Annotated in this window: 19 protein-coding genes and 1 pseudogene; 7 read left to right on the top strand and 13 right to left on the bottom strand. The window is 34.9% G+C overall.

What is annotated here, in order from left to right:
• Positions 1 to 284 precede the first annotated feature (284 nt).
• On the top strand, positions 285 to 1,514 hold the full coding sequence (locus ACXY7N_RS21840) for a chloride channel protein (protein ID WP_016136127.1): 1,230 nt from the start codon (positions 285 to 287) through the stop codon (positions 1,512 to 1,514).
• Between the two features lie 43 nt (positions 1,515 to 1,557).
• Here ACXY7N_RS21840 and ACXY7N_RS21835 read toward each other — a convergent pair whose 3' ends face one another.
• Complete coding sequence (locus tag ACXY7N_RS21835; RefSeq protein ID WP_016085399.1) at positions 1,558 to 2,253, bottom strand: YjjG family noncanonical pyrimidine nucleotidase; 696 nt, start codon at positions 2,251 to 2,253, stop codon at positions 1,558 to 1,560.
• Positions 2,254 to 2,359: 106 nt separating this feature from the next.
• Here ACXY7N_RS21835 and ACXY7N_RS21830 point away from each other — a divergent pair, with 106 nt between their 5' ends.
• On the top strand, positions 2,360 to 3,031 hold the full coding sequence (locus ACXY7N_RS21830; protein ID WP_016085398.1) for a transcriptional regulator YeiL: 672 nt from the start codon (positions 2,360 to 2,362) through the stop codon (positions 3,029 to 3,031).
• A 63-nt stretch (positions 3,032 to 3,094) separates the two neighbouring features.
• Here the strand turns inward: ACXY7N_RS21830 and ACXY7N_RS21825 are convergent, their stop codons facing one another.
• The 3 genes from ACXY7N_RS21825 to ACXY7N_RS21815 all read right to left on the bottom strand — a co-directional run bounded on the left by ACXY7N_RS21825 (position 3,095) and on the right by ACXY7N_RS21815 (position 6,129).
• Complete coding sequence (locus ACXY7N_RS21825) at positions 3,095 to 3,721, bottom strand: FMN-dependent NADH-azoreductase (protein ID WP_016085397.1); 627 nt, start codon at positions 3,719 to 3,721, stop codon at positions 3,095 to 3,097.
• Between the two features lie 189 nt (positions 3,722 to 3,910).
• Positions 3,911 to 4,558 (bottom strand): response regulator, encoded by a 648-nt coding sequence (locus tag ACXY7N_RS21820; protein ID WP_016085396.1) that lies wholly within the window; start codon positions 4,556 to 4,558, stop codon positions 3,911 to 3,913.
• 20 nt (positions 4,559 to 4,578) lie between these two features.
• A complete protein-coding gene (locus tag ACXY7N_RS21815; protein ID WP_016085395.1) occupies positions 4,579 to 6,129 on the bottom strand; it encodes a GAF domain-containing sensor histidine kinase in 1,551 nt (516 codons plus the stop codon).
• 134 nt (positions 6,130 to 6,263) lie between these two features.
• Between ACXY7N_RS21815 and pdxK the strand changes: the two genes are divergently transcribed.
• On the top strand, positions 6,264 to 7,088 hold the full coding sequence (gene pdxK / locus ACXY7N_RS21810) for a pyridoxine/pyridoxal/pyridoxamine kinase (RefSeq protein ID WP_098985813.1): 825 nt from the start codon (positions 6,264 to 6,266) through the stop codon (positions 7,086 to 7,088).
• An 86-nt stretch (positions 7,089 to 7,174) separates the two neighbouring features.
• On the opposite strand, the gene ACXY7N_RS21805 is transcribed toward pdxK, so the two are convergent.
• The 8 genes from ACXY7N_RS21805 to ACXY7N_RS21770 form a co-directional block, all read right to left on the bottom strand.
• The gene (locus tag ACXY7N_RS21805; protein ID WP_098405307.1) at positions 7,175 to 8,233 is read right to left on the bottom strand and encodes a GGDEF domain-containing protein; all 1,059 of its coding nucleotides are present in this window, start codon (positions 8,231 to 8,233) and stop codon (positions 7,175 to 7,177) included.
• Positions 8,234 to 8,376: 143 nt separating this feature from the next.
• Positions 8,377 to 8,580 (bottom strand): YbdD/YjiX family protein, encoded by a 204-nt coding sequence (locus tag ACXY7N_RS21800; protein WP_016085393.1) that lies wholly within the window; start codon positions 8,578 to 8,580, stop codon positions 8,377 to 8,379.
• Positions 8,573 to 10,648, bottom strand: coding sequence for a carbon starvation protein CstA (gene cstA / locus ACXY7N_RS21795; protein WP_016136131.1), 2,076 nt, complete (start codon positions 10,646 to 10,648; stop codon positions 8,573 to 8,575). Before cstA ends, ACXY7N_RS21800 begins: the two co-directional genes overlap by 8 nt.
• Before the next feature lie 121 nt (positions 10,649 to 10,769).
• The gene (locus ACXY7N_RS21790; protein ID WP_016085391.1) at positions 10,770 to 11,486 is read right to left on the bottom strand and encodes a LytR/AlgR family response regulator transcription factor; all 717 of its coding nucleotides are present in this window, start codon (positions 11,484 to 11,486) and stop codon (positions 10,770 to 10,772) included.
• A gap of 200 nt (positions 11,487 to 11,686) precedes the next feature.
• Positions 11,687 to 12,886, bottom strand: coding sequence for an MFS transporter (locus ACXY7N_RS21785; RefSeq protein ID WP_016136132.1), 1,200 nt, complete (start codon positions 12,884 to 12,886; stop codon positions 11,687 to 11,689).
• A gap of 281 nt (positions 12,887 to 13,167) precedes the next feature.
• Positions 13,168 to 13,908 carry a WecB/TagA/CpsF family glycosyltransferase gene (locus ACXY7N_RS21780; RefSeq protein WP_016085389.1) on the bottom strand — a complete coding sequence of 247 codons (741 nt, stop codon included), beginning with the start codon at positions 13,906 to 13,908 and terminating at the stop codon, positions 13,168 to 13,170.
• Positions 13,909 to 13,923: 15 nt separating this feature from the next.
• On the bottom strand, positions 13,924 to 15,024 hold the full coding sequence (locus tag ACXY7N_RS21775) for a glycosyltransferase family 4 protein (protein ID WP_016085388.1): 1,101 nt from the start codon (positions 15,022 to 15,024) through the stop codon (positions 13,924 to 13,926).
• Positions 15,025 to 15,101: 77 nt separating this feature from the next.
• Positions 15,102 to 16,502 (bottom strand): O-antigen ligase family protein, encoded by a 1,401-nt coding sequence (locus ACXY7N_RS21770; RefSeq protein ID WP_016136133.1) that lies wholly within the window; start codon positions 16,500 to 16,502, stop codon positions 15,102 to 15,104.
• A 271-nt stretch (positions 16,503 to 16,773) separates the two neighbouring features.
• Here ACXY7N_RS21770 and ACXY7N_RS21765 point away from each other — a divergent pair, with 271 nt between their 5' ends.
• The 3 genes and pseudogenes from ACXY7N_RS21765 to ACXY7N_RS21755 all read left to right on the top strand — a co-directional run bounded on the left by ACXY7N_RS21765 (position 16,774) and on the right by ACXY7N_RS21755 (position 18,837).
• Positions 16,774 to 17,406, top strand: coding sequence for a trimeric intracellular cation channel family protein (locus ACXY7N_RS21765; protein ID WP_000924376.1), 633 nt, complete (start codon positions 16,774 to 16,776; stop codon positions 17,404 to 17,406).
• A 129-nt stretch (positions 17,407 to 17,535) separates the two neighbouring features.
• Positions 17,536 to 18,033, top strand: a pseudogene (locus tag ACXY7N_RS21760) (protoglobin family protein); the annotation flags it as partial.
• Positions 18,034 to 18,096: 63 nt separating this feature from the next.
• On the top strand, positions 18,097 to 18,837 hold the full coding sequence (locus tag ACXY7N_RS21755) for a methyl-accepting chemotaxis protein (RefSeq protein WP_431154533.1): 741 nt from the start codon (positions 18,097 to 18,099) through the stop codon (positions 18,835 to 18,837).
• A gap of 92 nt (positions 18,838 to 18,929) precedes the next feature.
• Here the strand turns inward: ACXY7N_RS21755 and ACXY7N_RS21750 are convergent, their stop codons facing one another.
• A complete protein-coding gene (locus ACXY7N_RS21750; RefSeq protein WP_098985812.1) occupies positions 18,930 to 20,243 on the bottom strand; it encodes an ArnT family glycosyltransferase in 1,314 nt (437 codons plus the stop codon).
• A 313-nt stretch (positions 20,244 to 20,556) separates the two neighbouring features.
• On the opposite strand from ACXY7N_RS21750, the gene ACXY7N_RS21745 reads away from it, so the two are divergent.
• The gene (locus ACXY7N_RS21745) at positions 20,557 to 21,069 is read left to right on the top strand and encodes an acyl-CoA thioesterase (protein ID WP_000412135.1); all 513 of its coding nucleotides are present in this window, start codon (positions 20,557 to 20,559) and stop codon (positions 21,067 to 21,069) included.
• Positions 21,070 to 21,536: the final 467 nt, after the last annotated feature.

The following is a 21,536-nucleotide window of genomic DNA, read 5'->3' as shown; positions in this document are numbered from 1 at the left end:
CTAATGTCAATTGGTTTTTCTGAATGTTCAAAATTAATTACAAATAAGTTTACATGCATAACAAAAGAAATATATTCCATATTCATTTGAAAAAGACCTTTTAAAACCCCCGATTAATATATAGAATTAAATACGTAGTTTAACTGTATACATTCCAAATTCTCACGAGACCTCAATATATTGAATAAGCCAACCTCTCAAAAAGATACTATACATATTCATCTCATTTCGCAGTAGTATATTTAATCCTTTCGACATTAAAACTTACATAACGGAGGTATCACATGACAAATACAAAAGACATGCACTATATGCTCGTCCTATACGGCATTCTTTTAGGCTCTATAGTAGGAGCAACAGTCTGGTTATTTTTAGTTACAATAAATATCGGCATTCACTTTATTTGGGGATACTTACCTACTATTTTCTCTTCTCCCGCTTATTACACTATTTGTGTAACAACTATCGGTGGGATTCTCGTTGGTTTAACCCAAAAATACTTCGGCACATATCCACGTCTTATGCCGGAAGTAATGGGTGAATATAAAAAAACAGGTAGAATTGAATACCGTTTTGTACATAAAGCTACTTTAACTGCGATTATCGTTTTAATATTTGGAGCTAGCTTAGGTCCCGAAGCAGCACTTGTTGGAATTATCGGTGGACTTTGTACATGGGTAGGCGATCGCTTTACATTCGCCTTAAAAGGAATGAATGAACTAACAGAGGTTGGAATCGGTGCTACTTTAAGTGTAATTTTTAACGCGCCATTATTCGGTTATTTAGCTCCAAATGAAAATGAGGGTGAGCAAATTAACGAATTTTCTAAAGGAAAAAAAGCAATTGTATATTTAGCTACCACTTTCGCTGGTTTTTCCGTTTATTTATTACTTAGTAAATTTGATAATCGTGGATCCTTTATCGTTGATTTTGGGGAGGGTTCCCTATCTCTTAATGAATGGATTGCCTTTCTACCACTTGCTAGTATTGGTGCTATAGTTGGATTCTTTTATTTCAAATTAGAATTCACATTAGAGAAATTAATCCATCCCTTAAAAGAATATAAACTATCACTTGGAATTATCGGTGGTATTTTATTAGGAATTACAGGAACTTTTCTCCCGTACACGTTATTCTCCGGAGAACATCAATTAAAAGATTTAGTCGTTGAATGGAGCCATTTATCCTTCTGGGTACTACTTCTTTCAGGGATTTTAAAATTATGTATTACTGCTGTTTGTTTAAATACAGGTTGGCGTGGCGGGCATATTTTCCCGATTATATTTGCTGGATCTAGTATCGGATATGCTATAGCTTCCATTATCCCTATAGATCCAATCGCTTCGGTAGCCATCGTAACAACAGCAATTTCAAGCTATGCATTAAGAAAACCAATTGCTATAACATTACTATTGCTCATGTTTTTCCCGCTCAACTTACTATTCCCGATGCTTGGAGCGGCAGCGATTGGTAATGCATTTCCACTTCCTAAAAACAACGAAACTACAAGCTAATACAAATAGGCAGTAGGGACAAAAGTTCCACTGCCTATTTTCATTACACACGCTGCTTCAATATTGCATATAACTCTTCAAAATTTTGTACTTCATATGTTGGCACAATCTCGCTATTATTTGATTTCTTTTCTGGATTAAACCAACAAGTGTCAATTCCCGCTACATATCCACCTTTAATATCAGCGCTTAACGAATCCCCAATAATGAGCCCTTCTTCAGGAGCAAAATTAGGAATTCGTTCAAAAACATAATCAAAATACTCTTTCATCGGCTTTTGGAATCCTGTATCTTCGGAAACGAAAACATCTTGAAACAAGGTATGTAATCCTGCATTACGTAAACGTTTATCTTGCGTCTTAGAAATACCATTTGTCACTATATATAAATCGTACTCACTTTGAATTTGACTTATAAATTCAAACGCGCCTTGTATAAGTTGATTCCCTTCTTCTAAGTAACTGCGATAATTATTTTCGAATAATATCCCATCTACTTCTTCCCCGTATTCTTTAAACAAAATCGAAAACCGTGTATTTACAACTTCATCACGGTTCATTTTACCTTCTTCAAAAGCATCCCAAAGACTTTTATTAATTGTTTTATACTGCACTTCAACCTCGCTAGTTAGAGGAATCCCTTTCTCTTCAAAAAGCATACGTAACGCCATTTTCTCTGCCTTCTGAAAATCTAACAATGTATCATCTACATCAAATAATAGTGTTTTATATTTTTTCATAGGCCCCTCACACTCTCTTTTCTACAAAAACAAATTTACATAAATCGTATCATTCTTTCTTGTAAAAATAATAGGAGATATCTCATACTAAACATGAGGTGAAAATATGAAAGTCAGCAAAAATAGCAAAGAAATCTCTCATTCCATACAAAATTACAACTTCCACACTCTTTTTTCTTTTGATGTCTTACCGTATGCTGAACTACATTCCTTTCAAAAGAAAGAAAAGATATGTACTGAAGGGGTTGATGTTCCTTATCTTTATTACTTAATTTCCGGGAAGGCAAAAATATATATGAGTCACAAAAACGGAAGGGTCTCCTTAATTAACTTTATTCAAGCACCTTCGTTCATTGGAGAATTAGGGCTAATTGGCGTAGAATCCGTTACGAAAACGGTAGAAGTAATTGAAGATTGTATATGCTTAGCGCTTCCTCTTAAAGATTGCCAGCATCTTTTATTGCAAGATGCTATCTTTCTACAGAAACTATGCAAATTTATCGGCGAAAAAACAATTACCCGAACAGAAAGTTACGCCAAAAACAATAGTTATCCGTTCGAAAACCGGTTAGCAGCCTTTATTCTATTAACAGAACAAAGTAACAGTTATACCGAAAAACATACCGAGGCTTCAGAATACTTAAATGTCAGCTACCGTCATCTTTTATATGTGTTAAACCAGTTTTGCCAGCAAAATTATTTAAAAAAGGATGGAAGAATCTATTACATACAAGATCGAATTCAATTAGAAACACTGGCTGACGAACTTAAAATATAAAAAAAGTAGCATTAACGTTTACATGTTAATGCTACTTTTTTCGAGTGACGATTCTATTTTTAATTAAAATTTGCTTGCTACTTTAGCTGCTTCTTCAAGACCAGCTGTAATAATCTCTTCTGCTTTATCCGGGAATTGATTATGCCCTTCAATAACTACTGTTTCCATATTTGTTGCACCGAAGAAGCCCATCATGCTTGCTACATATTTAACAGCCATTTCTACTGCAGCTGCTGGGCCTTCAGAATATACACCACCGCGCGCGTTTAATAATGCAATCTTCTTATCTCCAATTAGACCAACTGGACCTTCTGGCGTATATTTAAACGTTTTACCAGCACGGTTTAAATAATCGATATATGTGTGTAGTACTGCTGGAATCGTTAAGTTCCATAATGGGAAACCGAAAACAACTTTATCAGCTTCTAGGAATTGATTTAAGTACTTATCAGCAACTGCTACTGCTTTTGCTTCTTCTTCTGTTAAATCAAATCCTTTACCTGCTTTGAATGTACCATTAATCATGTCTACGCCTACGTATGGTAATTCTTCTTTATATAAATCAAGTTCTACTACTGTATCATTTGGATGTGCTTCTTTGTAATTTGCTAAAAATGCCTCATATAATTTCACACTAACTGCTTGTTCCGCTGGGCGGTTGTTTGCTTTTACAAATAAAACTGTTGCCATTGTTTTTCCTCCTAGTACTCACTCTTTTGTTGTTATATGCTTTCAAAAAGGTATCCCTTGTAATTGTTGTTTTGTTGCTTACAAACATATTTTATCTTTATATCAAGACGATTTCGTCCTCACATAGACGTATTTTTCCATAAAAAAAGTCCACCTTCTAAAGGCGAACTAGGTCTTACGACTTTCGTCTTATACAACCCCATTTCTCACTGCATATAATGCTGCTTGCGTGCGATCGGATAAGTTTAATTTACTCAAAATACTACTTACATGCGCTTTTACCGTTTTTTCTGTAATAACTAAAACAGAAGCTATTTCTTTATTACTCATTCCTTTCGCTAATAGCTGCAACACTTCATTTTCTCTCGCTGTTAGCACATCCACTTGAATAGAAGGTTCTTCTTCTTTTTCTTCCACAGGTAATGTTTGAGAGAGAAGGGCATTTGCTATATCCGGATGTAATTGAATATTACCTTTATATGCGCTTCGAATAGCTTCAACAAGCTGATCCGGTTCTACATCTTTTAAAATATAGCCGCTCGCTCCCGCCCTTAACGCTGGTAAAACATGCGCCTGATCAGAAAAACTAGTTAATACAATTACTTTCACATCCGGATATTCTTTTTTGATACACGCTGTCGCCTCAACACCATCCATTTCGGGCATATATAAATCCATTAGTACAACATCAGGATTTGTCTCCCCTACTTTCACTAATGCTTCTTTCCCATTATTTGCTTCTCCAACTAATTCTAAATCTTCCTGTGTACTTAAGAAAAATGCTAATCCTTTTAAAACGACTGTATGATCATCAACTAACAATACTTTTATTTTCACAAACTTCCCTCATTTTCACATCATAATGGTACGTTTACTTTTACACTTGTTCTTTTCTTATCACTTACAATTTTAATTGTTCCACCAACTAATTCTACTCTTTCCCGCATCGTAGTCATGCCGAGTGATTTCTTCTTTTGTATGTCCTTTTCTATAAACCCATTACCGTGATCTACTATTTCTAATGATACATTTTTCTCAGTTATTTTAACGTAAACTGTCGCTTCTTTTACACCCGCATGCTTACTTACATTGTTTAGCGCTTCTTGTCCAATGCGCCATAATGATTCTTCTACTACACGTGGTAAATCACGAACACCCGTAACTTGTTCCCTAATTTTCAGTCCCAAGTTTTCACCGTACTGCTTTAAAGCTGGTAATAAGCCTTTTTCTAATCCTGCCGGACGAAGCTGCCAAATTAATGTTCTCATTTCCTTTAAAGCTCCTTGCGCTAGTTCACGCATCTCATGCAAAGATTGATCTACCTTTTCATTTTGACCTTTTAAAACTGCTTCAGCACCTTTTGTCATAAAGGTTAATGAAAATAATTTTTGCGAAACAGAATCATGTAAATCTCTCGCTAATCGGTTTCTTTCTTCCATTCGTACGAGTTCACGGCGCTGTTCGTTTAACCTTAAATTCTCTATTATTAATGAAACGTGGTTCGATAATGCTTGAATTACATCTATTGTATTAACATCAAATTCTCCATTATTTAAACTAACACATAAAACACCAAACATATGATTTTGAATATGTATTGGCGTAGTAATAACAGCTCCATTTAGATGTTTTACTAGAACTGGCTCATCTTGTTCTAACGCCTTCTTTGCCGCTTCTTTTACACCCTCTTGTAACTCTCCCTGACCATAAGAAGCTCGCAAAGATAATTCTTTTTCTTCCCTAATAAAAAATGCCACTTGATTCCATTGAAATACTTCACCTACGTAATTTACCACCTTTTCAGGTAATACATTAAACTTATGAATCGTTTTTAAAGCTTGAATAAAACGCTCCAATTTCACATAATAATGTGCTCTTCGCTTTTCGTTTTCATATAATTTTGTTCGCTTTAAAGCCGTCCCAATTTGGAAGGCAACCGATTGGAGCAATACTAATTCTTCTTCTGAAAAATGTGTTTTACCTGGGCTTGCTACATTTAAAACACCAAATTTTTCTCCTCCAGCTTTTAAAGGTACCGTAGCATGATGAAGAATCCCCTCTGTATCTCCCCAATTGTATTCAATTGCATTATTAATTCTTTTACATTCAATAATATTAACTGCTCGCTCTAATTTTCCATCTACAAAACCACGTAAACACCAACATTCACCTTCACACATCGGGCGTTTGTTTTCATATGTAAGTGCCTCTGGTAACTGGTAATCAATCAACTTTGTATACTTCCCGTTTTCATCCGCAAGAAAAATCCATCCTGTCGTTAAACCTGTTACATTGAGCAATTTTTCTAACACTGCTTGCAATACATGATATGTATCATTTGATGTATTTAGCGTTTCTGCAATTTCTTTTAATATAACTAATTCATTTGTACGGTTATCTCGAAACATCCTCAGTCTCCCACATACAAGATTTTAAATCGCCTCTCAAGTAAATCATCTACTTTTCACTTTGTACTTATTCGTAACATTGATATAATGGTGAAAACATAGTTTTCATTATATCACTTGAGGGGGCTTTCATAATGACATTAAATAAAGCACTTACTATCGCTGGTTCTGATACAAGTGGCGGTGCTGGTATACAAGCAGATTTAAAAACATTCCAAGAACTTGGTGTATACGGAATGACATCTCTTACGACAATTGTAACGATGGATCCACATAAAGGTTGGGCACATAACGTATTCCCAATCCCAGCTTCTACATTAAAACCACAATTAGAAACAACAATTGAAGGTGTTGGAGTAGATGCTTTAAAAACAGGCATGCTTGGATCAGTAGAAATTATTGAAATGGTTGCAGAAACAATCGAAAAACATAATTTCAAAAATGTAGTGGTTGACCCTGTTATGGTATGTAAAGGTGCAGATGAAGCATTACATCCTGAAACGAATGATTGCTTACGTGACGTTCTTGTTCCAAAAGCATTAGTTGTAACACCAAACTTATTTGAAGCTTACCAATTAAGTGGCGTAAAGATTAATTCTCTTGAGGACATGAAAGAAGCAGCGAAGAAAATCCACGCTTTAGGTGCGAAATACGTCCTAATTAAAGGTGGTAGCAAACTTGGTACGGAAACTGCAATCGACGTCCTATATGATGGAGAAACATTTGATCTTCTAGAATCAGAAAAAATCGATACGACAAATACACATGGCGCAGGTTGTACATATTCTGCTGCAATCACAGCAGAACTTGCAAAAGGAAAATCTGTGAAAGAAGCAGTAAAAACAGCTAAAGAATTTATCACAGCTGCTATCCGTTATTCATTCAAGATCAACGAATACGTAGGCCCAACACATCACGGTGCATATCATAAATTCGTTGCATCGAAAGAACTTGTCTAACATATAAATGAAAACACCCACAGAGGGAATATATTCCCTCTGTGGGTGTTTTTTAATAACCTTTATATCTTCCGGTCATCTTATCTTTACGATGCAGAGCTTACCTGATTTCTACCATTTCGTTTCGAGTAATATAACGCATCATCCGCCGCTTGAATAAATTGCTCCGGTGATTCTTCGTATTCTGAAACCCCTACCGAAACTGTAATCTTTATTTTCGTTCCATCTAACAATTGAAATGAATGTTTTTCAACAGCTGTACGAATTTGTTCGCCCATACGAATTCCATAAGCTAATCCCTTCTTTGGTATCAAAAGTGCAAACTCCTCTCCGCCCTTTCGAAAAACCAAATCTGGAAATGTTGAAATTTCCCGTAAAATACGCCCTACTTGTTTTAACACTTCATCTCCTGCAGGATGCCCATACGTATCATTTACATGCTTAAAGTAGTCAATATCTATAAGTAATAAACAAAGTGAATCATTTTTCATGTTCTTATTACCAATATGACGATTCATCTCTAAATCAAAATGTCTTACATTTCCGAGTCCTGTTAAAGCATCTATCGTTGCATACTGTTTCATCGTTTGGAATAATTCATTAGATTGCAATACATATTTTGCACTTAAAAATGTGATATAGCCTGTAACAATACTAGAAAATAAATATAATCCCACTATGTGAGTATCTTTAATTAACCATATATATAGCGAGGGGATTAGAATAGATAAAATATATGTATGTAACCATACCCACTTTTCTCCTAAGGAAATCTTCATGTGTGAAATAAAGATACTACCTATCCCTATCGCAATGAGTGTATAAAAAGCCACTTGAGAAGCTAAGGAATAATCCATAAATAATAGCCTAGTTACTAAAATCATACCTACTGTTATAGTACTGGCTATTGGTCCTCCAATTATAACGGCTAGAATGACAGCTAAGTAGCGTAAATCCAATAGGATATTACCAATATGAACACCGAAATACATTAGTAATATACCTAATATTCCAGTAAAAACACCTATTACACATTTCCTCCAAAAAGAGAATCCTTCTTTTAACGGCTTATCTCTTAAAAGCTGACCTCCCATAAAAATAAAGGAAAGAATAATTGTTGTGTTTACAAATAAATCCCTTAACATAAAATAATCTCCCTACTTTTTCGTCTATACCTTTCCTTATTTTATTGTATACGAAATCCCTATAATTCCCAAAGCTTTTTATTTTTTCTGTTCCACGTGAAACAGAAAAAATAAAAAAGGGACGAAATTTCGTCCCTTTTTTATTAACAACAACGTGATATTTTTCCGCCCTTTGCATTAAATCTAGCTTCTTGCGCTTCTGCAAAAAATTGTTTTTGACATACAACTTCTTCTTCTGGATGATGCTTTTTCATGTGCTCTACATATGTTTCATAGCTTGGTACCCCAACAAGTAAACTAATAAAGTGTTTCCTTTGTCCCCATACTTGCCGCAATTTTTTAAGCATAGTTCCTCGACTCACTTTCATCTCTAGGGATATATGGTGCCTCTTTTAGCGGCATCGGCTTATTTCTTAATACTTGAATCCAAATTCGAATTGCAGAAATTAATACAGCGATTACAACTATCATAAAAATCCCGCAAAGTGCCGCATCAATATAATCATTGAAAATAATTTGTTTCATTTGAGCGACATTTTTAGCTGGCGCTAACACTTTCCCCTCATCTAGTGCTCCCTGAAACACCTTTGCGTGGGATAGAAATCCTATTTTAGGATTTTCATGAAATAGCTTTTGATAACCCGCCGTCATCGTTACAATAAGCAATCCGACAGTTGGAATAAGCGTCACCCAAACATATGCCTTTTTCCCCATTTTGAACAAAATTGTTGTTCCAAGTAATAATGCAATACCTGCTAACATTTGATTTGCAATACCGAACAGTGGCCATAATGTATTAATTCCACCAAGCGGATCTACTACCCCTTGATATAAGAAATAACCCCATCCTAATACACATAACGTTGTAGCTATTACATTCGCTAATGTAGAATCCGTTTTCGCAAATGGCTTATATACATGCCCTAAAATATCTTGAATCATAAATCGGCCTACACGCGTTCCAGCATCAATCGTTGTTAAGATGAATAGCGCTTCAAAGAGAATCGCAAAATGATACCAAAATGCCATCATGGCCGTTCCACCTATTACTTGTGAGAAAATATATGCCATACCTATCGCTAACGTTGGCGCACCACCTGTACGTGATAAAATTGTTTGCTCCCCAACGTTTACAGCAAGATCTTTTAGTTCATTTGGTGTAATAGCAAATCCCCATGAAGAAATAACTTGAGCTGCCTGCGAGACATCCGTACCAATAAGTGCTGCGGGACTATTAATCGCAAAATAAGTTCCCGGCGTTAATACACAAGCTGCAATCATCGCCATCGCCGCTACAAATGACTCCATTAACATTGCTCCATAACCGATCGGCTGTGCGTGTCCCTCTTGTTCAATCATTTTTGGCGTCGTACCTGATGAAACGAGAGCATGGAAGCCAGACACCGCACCACAAGCAATTGTAATAAATAAGAACGGGAATAAGTTTCCAGAGAAAACAGGACCTGTTCCATCGATAAATTTCGAAACTGCTGGCATTTGTAAATCTGGTGCTACAATTAAAATACCGATTGCTAATCCAACAATTGTTCCGACTTTTAAAAATGTACTTAAATAATCACGTGGTGCTAAAAGCATCCAAACTGGTAATGCCGATGCGATAAATCCATATACAATCAGCATAATAGCAATCGTTTCACCGCTAAACGTGAACATATTTGCAAGCGTTGGATTTTCCGCCACATACTGTCCTCCAATAAGAGACAGTATAAGTAGAACAATTCCGATTACTGACCCTTCCCCAACCCGTCCAGGCCTAATGTAGCGCATGTACACTCCCATTAAAATAGCAATAGGAATCGTTGCTGCTATCGTAAACATTCCCCACGGACTTCCGACAAGTGCCTTTACTACTACTAATGCTAATACCGCTAATAAAATAATCATAATGCCTAAAATACCTATCATTGCAATAAGCCCTGTAACAGGACCAATCTCATCTTTAATCATTTCTCCTAAAGATTTACCATTCCGTCTCATCGAAGCAAATAAAATGACAAAATCTTGCACAGCTCCAGCGACAACTACCCCAACAATAATCCATATTGTCCCTGGTAAATATCCCATTTGTGCCGCCAAAATTGGTCCTACTAAAGGCCCTGCCCCAGCAATTGCTGCAAAATGGTGCCCAAATAATACCCACTTATTTGTCGGAACATAATCTTTTCCATCGTTTAATGTATGGGCTGGCGTTTGCCGATTATTATCTAAACCGAATACCTTTCTCGCTATAAATCTACTATAAAAGCGATAAGCCACTGCATACACACATACCGCAGCTACTAGGAGCCACACGGCATTAATAGTTTCACCTTGTGATAAAGCTATTACACCAAAAGCACCTGCTCCTACTGCTGCAATAACTCCCCATAGTAAAATCGACTTCAATGTTTTCACATACAATCCCCCCAATACTATTGCTTAGTGGGATTGTACTAAATTTTCTGAATATTTAATTTGAATCCTCCTTATCATGAAGGATTTTTAGTTTATCATGTTAAAAAATTCGCATTATCTGCTATAATTCAATTTTATTTCGAAGTCGTTTCACATAATTACGACTAACTGGAATCGGTTGCTCATCATATTTATCTAAATACAGATTATATGTGCCATTATAATAAGGTTTTAGTTCTTGTACATATGACATATTAATTAAATAACTTTTATGCACGCGTAAAAAATCATATATATTTAGCTTATTCTCTAGCTCCTGAAGTGTATATGTTGAAATATACTGATTATTCGTTGTATAAATGGAAACCGTTTTGTTTTCCTTATTTTTGCTTACATATACAATATCTTCAGGAAAAATATATCTAATCCCCTCTTGACCTTCTATCGGTAGTTTTCGCAAATAGCTCTTTGCTTTCTCGCCTTGCTCTTTACCCATTCTATATAAAAGGAATTGCAAATCTTCTTCGCGAAATGGGCGTAGTAAATAATATAATGCTTGAAAACGAAATGCCGTAATGGACTCTTCTATATCTTCACCCATAAAAATAAATTTCGTATAACAATTTACTTCCCGTAATAAACTCGCATATTCAAAGCCAGTTCCATCTAGTAATTTTGAATTTAAAAAAACAAAATCTGGAGTATGCTTTTTCATAATAAATAATGATTCTGTTCCCGTATTCGCTTCAAAACATTCTACATTCCTTATATTTTCAGTAAATTTTTCAGCTAAACTTCTTCGCTCTTCTGCTTCTTCCATGATCAGTAAAATTTTCATTTCTTCAACCACCTAATTCTTTTGTCCGTATGTCCTGTTGTATACATTCGCTTTTATAAGGAACATTCCCTTTTTCTTACTATACCATTATTTATCTAAAAAAACAGAAAAAAGGGAACCACCACGGTTCCCCCAAAAATACAATTGGTACGGGCCAATAATTAGCAATGGATAGATCCCTCACTGATTAAAGTTTCACCTTATACTAATTCTCGTTGCTTCGTTTCTTGCCCAAGTACAATTACAGCAACCACGCCAATTAAAATTGATCCACAGAAAATCGTAAATATTAATGATAGTGAAGCCTGTGAAGCAACTAAATATCCTACTAATAGCGGCCCAAGAATACCACCAATACGACCGAATGCCGCTGCCATACCTGCACCTGTACCACGAATAACTGTTGGATACTGTTCAGGTGTATAGGCGTATAATGCACCCCAAGCCCCTAAATTAAAGAAGGATAGTAACATGCCTGCTACGATTAATACTGTTAACGACTCCGCCACTCCAAACAAGTAAGCGCTGCACGCTGTACCGATTAAATACGTAACTAAAACAAACTTACGACCAAGACGTTCAATAAACCAAGCAGCTGTGAAATACCCTGGCAATTGAGCTAACGTCATAATAAGTACGTATTGGAAACTTTTTATTAAACTAAATCCTTTTAATACCATTACGCTAGGTAACCAAAGGAACATCCCATAATAGGAAAAGACAACACAAAACCATAGAATCCATAACATAATTGTTGCCTTACGATATTCCCCAGACCAAACTGACTTTATATTTTCGATAACGGACGGTCTTTTTTCAACCTTTTGGAATCTCGGAGAATCCGGTAAATTCCATCTTAAATATAAAGCATATAGTGCTGGAACCGCACTCAATACCATTGCAACTTCCCAACCATATTTCGGAATAACAAAATACGAGATAAGAGCTGCAATTAGCCATCCACCTGCCCAAAAACTTTCTAATAGCACAACTATTTTGCCACGTTCATGTGCTTCAACGCTCTCTGATACTAATGTAGAAGCAACTGGAAGCTCTCCGCCAAGTCCCATACCAATTAAAAATCGTAAAACAAGGAACATCGCAAGTGTCGTCGTTAAAGCAGTTAAACCACTACCGATAGAAAATAGTAATAATGTAATAATAAAGACTGATTTCCGCCCTATTTTATCTGATAGTATTCCAAAAACGAGCGCTCCGACTGCCATACCAATTGAATTAATGCTGCCTATCCAGCCCATTTCTTGCGTACTTAATCCCCAATCTTTTTGCAGTGCTACCATTACAAATGAAAGCATACCAACATCCATTGCATCAAATAGCCACCCAAGCCCTGCTATACCAAGTAGCTTTCGCTTCGAAATTCCCTTCACCTTGCCCACAAGAAGTCCTCCTTACACAGCTGTCTTTACACATCATTTTACATGTGTGAATTGCATAAGTAAAATACTTTTGTTTAAAAAATTCTCCTTCATCATTCCCAAAAAATAAAATACTTATCCCGCCTCAAAATTCACCTGGAGCAAAAGAGTTAGATTGAAGATCAACTGCCAGTAAATGTCCGATTGGTGAAGACTAACAATCAGTAGGAGATGAACAAAACCTCACTGATTAAAGTTGCATTTTATCAAAAATGGCCAAATAAAAAAGTAGCGATATTCCGCTACTTTTTCGAACGCATAACTTCTTTTAAAAATTCCGCTAATACTAACTGACGACGCCAGCGCGTTGGATTGCTACACAATCTATAAAACCACTCTAAATGAATCGATTGAATCCATTTTGGTGCACGTTTTACCTCTCCAGCCCATACGTCTAAACTTCCACCTACTCCAACAGCCATTTTCGTTTCTAAACGATGCTTATTAGTTTGGATAAAGTTCTCTTGTCTCGGGAAACCAAGTGCGACAAGTAATAGATCTGGTTTTGCTTCTTGAATACGAGAAATGATATTTTCTTCGTCCTCTTGTTTAAAATACCCATCTTGTATACCCACAATAGATACCGCTGAATACGTCTTCGTTAAATGATCTGCTGCAGCTTGTACAACATGTGGTTTTGCACCAAGTAAGAAAACAGATACCGGTTTATTCTCTTGTGATAGCTTCGCAAATAAATTACACATTAAATCAAAACCTGCTACACGTTCCTTTACAGGTGTACCTAACATACCACTTGCTTTTACAACTCCAATACCATCAGGTGTAATTAAATCTGTATTTAATAATGTTTGATGGAATGCTTCATCCTTTTTTGCACACATAACAATTTCAGGATTCGCTGTTACTACCTGAAAAGTATGCGTTCGCTCCAATTCTAGTTGCCCCTTCAAATATTGGACTGTTTCATCCATTGTCATTGTAGAAAAAGGAACACCTAGAATATCAACCGTTTTTACTTCCATGATTAACTATCCTCTCTATTTCAGTAAAAGTTTTTTATATGCATTATAAGTATCTTCATACAAATTTTTTAGCGAGAACTGAGTAGATGCATGATTATATAAACGATTTCCCATCGCTTCTAATTCACCATTCAACCATTTTTCGTAAGCATTCTCTAATGCGCTTGCTAACGAGTCTGCATCACCAATTGGTACAATCCATCCATACGTATCATCAACTATTAACTTTTTCATATCACCTACATTTGTTGCAATAGATGTTAAGCGTTGATTAGCCGCTTCCAATAAAACGAGAGGGAAACTTTCGCTATAAGAGGTTAACAAATTAATGTGTGCAGATGCATATAATTCTTTGGAATCTGTACGAAAACCTAGAAACATCACCTTATCCTCTAAGCCCTTTTGTTTTACCATCTCTTTTAATTCTGCTTCTATGGGCCCATCACCAAGCAAGAGCACCTTTATATTTGGAATTTTAATTTTTTGTAACGCTTCAAATAAAATATCATGACCTTTAACAGGATGAAGACGCGCTACTTGAATGGCTGTAAATACTCCTTCATCGATGCCAAATTCACTCTTATCATACGGTTTTGCCGGAGTATTATCATACTCAATTCCATTATAAACCGTACAGATTTTCTCTTCTGGTACACCTAGTTTTATTATGTTTCTCTTAAAGTTCTCCGTAATTGCAAAGAACAAATCTACCTTCCTGAAAGAACGTAAATTTAACTTCGTAAATACCCATCCTTTTAATCCCCTCTTCATAAAATCCAAAGTTGGATCACTGTGGACAGTCATTATCCATTTCGCTTTTATACCTTTTTTCAAGAGGGAGAGATAGAAATTTGCTCGTGCGCCATGTGTATGCACAATGTCAAATTGATTTTCATTAATAAATGCTTTTATTTTTGAAAGAATTGATAGGTCGTACCGAGATGATTGGGTAAAAACATGCACTTGAATACCAAGGTTTCTCGCCTCTCTAGCAATCGCACCTTCTTCAAATACCATTAATTCCACTTCTTCCTTTGAAAATTGAGATAAAAGTGAAATAATATGTGTTTTCCCCCCACCTTCTTCTGCACCAGCATTCATATGCAACACTTTCATTTCTTACATCCCCCATTTTTTCTTTTTATTTACTATAACAAAATAAAAGCTAACATATGCTAGCTTTTATTTTTCTATCATTCAATTTCCAAGTCAACTATTAAATATGCCATGAGTAATACTAAGTAGAAACTCACTCCTGGTGCAATTAAAATATGACCAGCCATGAATGAGATACCTAATCCGAGAAGTATCGCTGCAATCACCATTGCATATTTCACTGTGAATACTTGTTTAAATTTAGTAAATATACATGCAATAAATTTAATACCAAAGTATAAGAATGGAATTACAAGTAAAATGAACCCTATGATTCCGAAAGAATAGAACCAATCATGGAAGTCACGTTCAATTAATTTCGGCTGTTCTTTATAGTTACCAGCATAACCCATTCCTAATAATTTTTGAGACATTGGGGCTTCATTATAGAAATCTTTATACATCTGTTCAAATAATTGACGCCCACTAAAGATAAGTGCTTGCGTTTCTTCTTTTTTCTCAGCTACTTTCTCTTTTGCTTTCTCTTTCTCTTTTTCTTGCTCTGTCACAGGAGGTTTGTGCTCTTTAGCTTCCTCCTTCTTTTTCTCTTCCTTTTTCGCACTCTGTTCTTGTTCAATCAATTGGAAATGGAATCCCATATTTTTCATAAATGGTGAAAAAGGTGTATATGCCAATATGCCTACAAATACAGTTATTGCAAGAAAACCATTTAATAAATAGGCATGTTTCTTCCCGTCTTTACGCTGTGTAAATGCTTGAATAAAGCACATAACAACTGCTATAGCCATTGATCCAAAGATTGCTCCTACGCCAACCTTTGTCCCAATTGCAAATAATGAGTAAACAACTAAAATTGAAGGAATCCAATAGTATGCTTTACCTATACTTTTTGTTTTTTCAATTGAGTACAAAATAACAATTGGACACATGATGGCTAAAATAGATCCTAGTTCGTTACCTGCATAAAACCAACCGCGTGACCCTAACTTTACCCATTCATAACTATTATAATCTGTACCAGTAGTAATCGAAGCTACCATGACTACTCCTATAATTAACGATGCATACGTAATATAGTCGCGCATTTTTGAATGGCTTTTTTCTTTTAAAGACTTAAACACAAACACATAACAAGTAAGCATAACAAATGGATATAAAGCTTTTGCTATAAACTTAATTTCTTCTGTAAGTACCATAGGGTTTTTTGTAAGCTTGTTATTTACCAATCCGATGGTGAAGACTATTCCTACTAATATTATATACAATATATATTTTATATTTCCTTGTTTCTTCGTTTGAATTAAAATATATATCCCGCTTAGGAACATAACGAATAAGCGTGTAATAACTCCAATGGTCGTATCAATTTTTAAAACCATGATACAGAACGCTGTAAGTAAATCTAAAATCGGTTGCAACAAAATAAAGATTAGTAGAAAATTTTCAAATTTATTACTTTTACTATTTTCGCTTAACATCTAGAACCTCCATAACTATTACCTAATTTCAATCTATACAGTTAATATTTTTTTCTTATCTCAAATATTTATTATAACATATATTTTTTAATTAAACGTCTCACATTTCTCCCCAATCTTACCTTATAGAAAAAAGCATATTTGCATTTTCAAGCGCTTTCTTTCCTCATTCTTTCTTTTTTTCTACATGTAACGAAAATGCATTGTTATTTACATAACTTTAGTGTATATTTTTTCTCTGGAACATCTTTAGGAGGAAGGGATTACAGCAATGTTATTAATCGACATATTTACGTTTCTTGGCATTATCGCCGCTGCTATTTCTGGTACATTAGTTGGTTTAAAAAAAGATTTAGATTTATTCGGTGTCCTTTGTTTAGCTGTAGCTACAGCTCTCGGCGGCGGTATTATTCGTGATATTATGATCGGTAACCTGCCTCCTGTCGCATTTGTTAAACCCATTTACTTTTTCGTAAGTGTATTATCAGCATTATTTACTTGTATGTTTTTTGAGCGTATCAATAAACTACAAGTCGTTATCATGCTTTCTGATGCTGTTGGCTTAGGTGTTTTTACGGCTATTGGTGCAAATGCGGCAATGTCACATCATGTTGACGCCTCATTTTTAGTTGTTTCAATGGGAGTCATTACAGGTATTGGAGGCGGTATTTTGCGTGACATTTGCGCTCAAGATATCCCCTACGTATTCCGAAAAGAGATTTACGCAATCGCTTCTATCTTAGGAGCAATTAGTTTCCTAATCACATATGCAATGGGGGCACACGTATTAGCTTTCTATGTTTGTTTATTAGTAACATTCATTATTCGTGTTGTCACTGTAATATATAATGTACATTTCCCAGTTTTCTTTAAAACACATGCTAAAATTAATAAAGGCCATTAAGAGAATTCTACATAGAATTCTCTTAATTTATATACTATTCTACACACTAATGTAGAGTAATTGTATATAAAAATATATAATTATATAAGAAACAAAAATGAAAACGCTTTATACACAGGGGGAAGAACGATGCTCGGGGTTTTTAAAAAACATACAAATAAAACAAACGCCAGTATACTTGAATTAAGTAAGGAGCAACAAATCACTTTTAACGTGCCTACTAATTCTGAACTGAAAATTCAAATGGACATGCTACATATTTCAAAAGAAGATTTACAAACCGTAAAGGTACTGCAGCCCTTTATTTATGAAGAAATTGATTGGATTACGGAAAAATTCTATGCCAATATTACAAAACAGCCTAATTTAATTACTGTTATTGAACGTTATAGCTCTATTCCAAAACTAAAGCAAACTTTAAAAACGCATATAAAAGAATTATTCAGCGGAGATATGCATGAAGATTTTATTGACCAACGCGTTAGAATTGCAAAAAGGCATGTACAAATTGGGTTACATAGAAAGTGGTATACAGCTGCTTATCAAGAATTATTCCGCTCTATCATGAAGATTTTAAAAACGAAAATTACAACAATTGATGATTTTTCTTATTCCATAAATGTTATAAACAAATTATTCACTCTTGAGCAAGAACTCGTTCTTGCAGCTTATGAATCTGAATATGAAAGAATGCAAAAAGAACTTGAAAAAGAAAAAGAAATAACAGCTATGACCATTACGCATATTGCAACAGAACTAGCATCTGTATCTGAAAAAACGAGTTCTTCTATTCAACAATTAACCGCTAAATCTGAAACTATTGTAGAAATTGCCAAAACAGGTACATCATTAGCTACAACATCAGAAGAAAAAGCGAATAAAGGGAAAGAACAATTAAATCAGCAAAATAAACGAATGGAATACATTCAAACGAACATGGAAACGATCATTACAGATACTCATGAACTTCTCGATATTTCTAACAAAATTAACGAAATTATAGATATTGTAAAATCCATTGCAGAGCAAACAAATTTACTCGCACTAAATGCTGCGATTGAATCTGCACGTGCTGGGGAATTTGGCAAAGGCTTTTCTGTTGTAGCTGGAGAAATTCGAAAGTTATCCGAGCAAACGAAAGAATCTATATTCAACGTTACAAAGCTCGTTGAAAAAACAAATGAACAAATTATTCGTGTCTCTTCTTCTGTGAAACAAATTAGCTCCCTCGTATCTGAAGGAACGGATAGTATGTCTGCAACAGATCAATACTTCCAAGAAATTGTGAAAGACATGTCTAACTCGAAAGAACAGAATAAAAAAATTGAGAATGAGTTAGAAACCATTTCACAAGTAATGAAAGGAATTCAAGACGATTCCTCAAAAATGGCTCTAACAGCTGATAGTTTACAACTGGAACTGAACCGATAGAGTGAAGCTTATGTCAGTAGAGATTCTTTATCTCTGCTGACGGCTAATCCTCACCATCCATCAATAAAAAAAGAATCCAAAGTGGATTCTTTTTATTTTCTGAAGAATATTTTTTGACAATACACATAGCTCATATAAACACCAAAGCTTTGCAAAATAAACAATGCTGGCACAATAAGATTGTAATATGCCATATTTACTTGGAAGAGTCTTAACAATACGTATCCGCTAATTAACAATAAGAACAACATATACCCTTCATTTTGTTGTTGTTTAATAAGAAAGTGTAATAAAGCAATAGACATAAACAATGTTACCGCTATATATATAAGTTTTTCACATTTAAATAGAATAGAATGTATTCCCTCATCTGAGAATTGATTAATTACTGGCTTTAAAAGTTTAAATCTTTCTTCTTCAATCTCTTTTAGCTTTTGATCAATATGCTCTGTTACGCTTTGATTCTTAGTTGTTTTTTCCTCATTTTTCTCTTTTCCAATTAAAACAGATTGAACATACGTCTCATTTGAAATCGTATATTGTGACATTCCCATTGTCTGAATTCCATAACTCACACCAAAATGAGCACTATAAAATAAAATCAGTATCCCTATCATCTTTAATAGTACTTTTTTCTTCATTGCTGATTGAAAGAGTTCAATTAACAACACATATACAGCAATAAAAATAGGAAGAAATACCCCCATTGGAAACATCATATTACTACATGCAAATAAAATTGCTGAAAGCACCCACATATAAGGATGATCTAAACCTTTATATAAAAGTATGTAACAAGCCAAATAAAATAAAAATATTGCGAGCGATTCTGATGTTAATAAGGAACTCATAAATATATTTGGAATATATAAAGCGTAAAATACAGACGCAATACGCCCGCACTCTTCTCCAAAAACCATTGCTGCAATACGATAAATGAAAAATGCAGTCCCTGTGCAAAATAAAACATTAAATAACTGCAATGCGAATACTGTATCGCCAAATACACGAATAATAATTGATTCATAAATAATAAAAGGTAACTGCGCTACATTCTCTACGCTATTACCAATTGCAATCTGCTTTGCAGACTCAAACATCGCGTTCATATCACCGATAATCGGAACATCTACAAATAAAACCATACTAAGTCTCACAACTATAGATGTACTAATAAGAAAAACAAGAAATTGTTTATCTGTAAAACGATACTGTAAAATCGATGCCATTAACAGCATGAGAATAACAAAAATAACCAATACGATTGTTACACTTGTTGTACTGTCGCCAAAAAATTGTTTACTTGTTTCAAACGCAGACCAACAACTATAAACAAAAAATGCGAGCATCGCACCAATCATTATTTTACTGAAAAAAGACGAAAAATTTGTTTGTATATGATTCATATGTCCATTGCACCTCTATTTCCATTCATAACAAAACGATTCTATCATGAATAGGTACACAGCTGATAGGGAATTTCTATGACAAATACAGGGTCCGAATTTTTTCACTTGCAATGTAAGCGAATCCTCTTTTACACTACACTTTATATAGTGATAAATTTTCTTTCAGTTACATGAATACAAATACAGAAGTTTTACTAACCCTCTTCTGGAATTCTTTACTTCATTAAATATCTATTGATTTTTAATATTTTTGTACTCCACTTACAATACATGTCATTCTGATTGAAAACAGAAAATAGGGGCTGACCATATGGAAAAGAAATTCATGCGAGAATCCAAAGCAATTAAAACAACACGTGTTTTTCCGAATGATTTAAATAATCATCAAACACTTTTCGGAGGAAAATTATTAGCAGAAATTGATAGTATTGCTTCAATTGCAGCTGCAAGACATAGCCGTAAACATTGCGTAACAGCATCTATCGATTCTGTTGATTTTTTAACTCCCATTCACCAAGCAGATTCTGTTTGTTACGAAGCATTCGTATGTTATACAGGAAAATCTTCGATGGAAGTGTTCGTAAAAGTAATTGCGGAGAATTTATTAGCAGGCGAACGTAGAATAGCTGCAACATGTTTCATTACATTCGTTGCATTAAAAGATGGAAAACCTTCATCTGTTCCACAAGTACTACCGGAAACTGAAGAAGAACATTGGCTACACACAACTGGTTCTGAGCGTGCAGAAAGTAGAAAAAAAGGGCGTGTAAAAAGCAAGGAAATGGCTGAAGTTTTAACTTTAAGTAAACCTTGGAGTATATAGACCTCCACCATTAAAACATCTTCTGAGCGAATAGCTATCACATATTCGCTCATTTTTTATAAACAATTCCATACCTTCATACAACCATTACTCCTTTTCACACATATTATGTAATATTTTTATACATACCCGCTCGCTATTAACTTTTTCTAATTGATAAAATCTCATTTATCCCGCTATTTTCGGGCTGTAAACTCCCATCTTAAAATTCGGCTGGAGCAAAGACGTTAGGCAGGAGCCCCGCTGCCCGTAAATGCCCGATTGGTGAGGGCTGATAATCAACGCGGGATGAACAAAACCCCACTGATTAAAGTTTCACTTTATAATACGCTTCTATCCCATCAACAGTTGCTTTACAAAGTTTATGTAGGGTACACTTATACGGGTGGTCAACAAAACAATTTAAGGATTTGTAAACAGTGTAGAAAACACCTTACACTTCATTATATTGAGAAAATTAACTCTAG

This window comes from Bacillus sp. 5w2, assembly GCF_054353775.1.
Note: the sequence above shows the minus strand (reverse complement) of the source record. Positions and strands in the feature narration are given on the sequence as shown.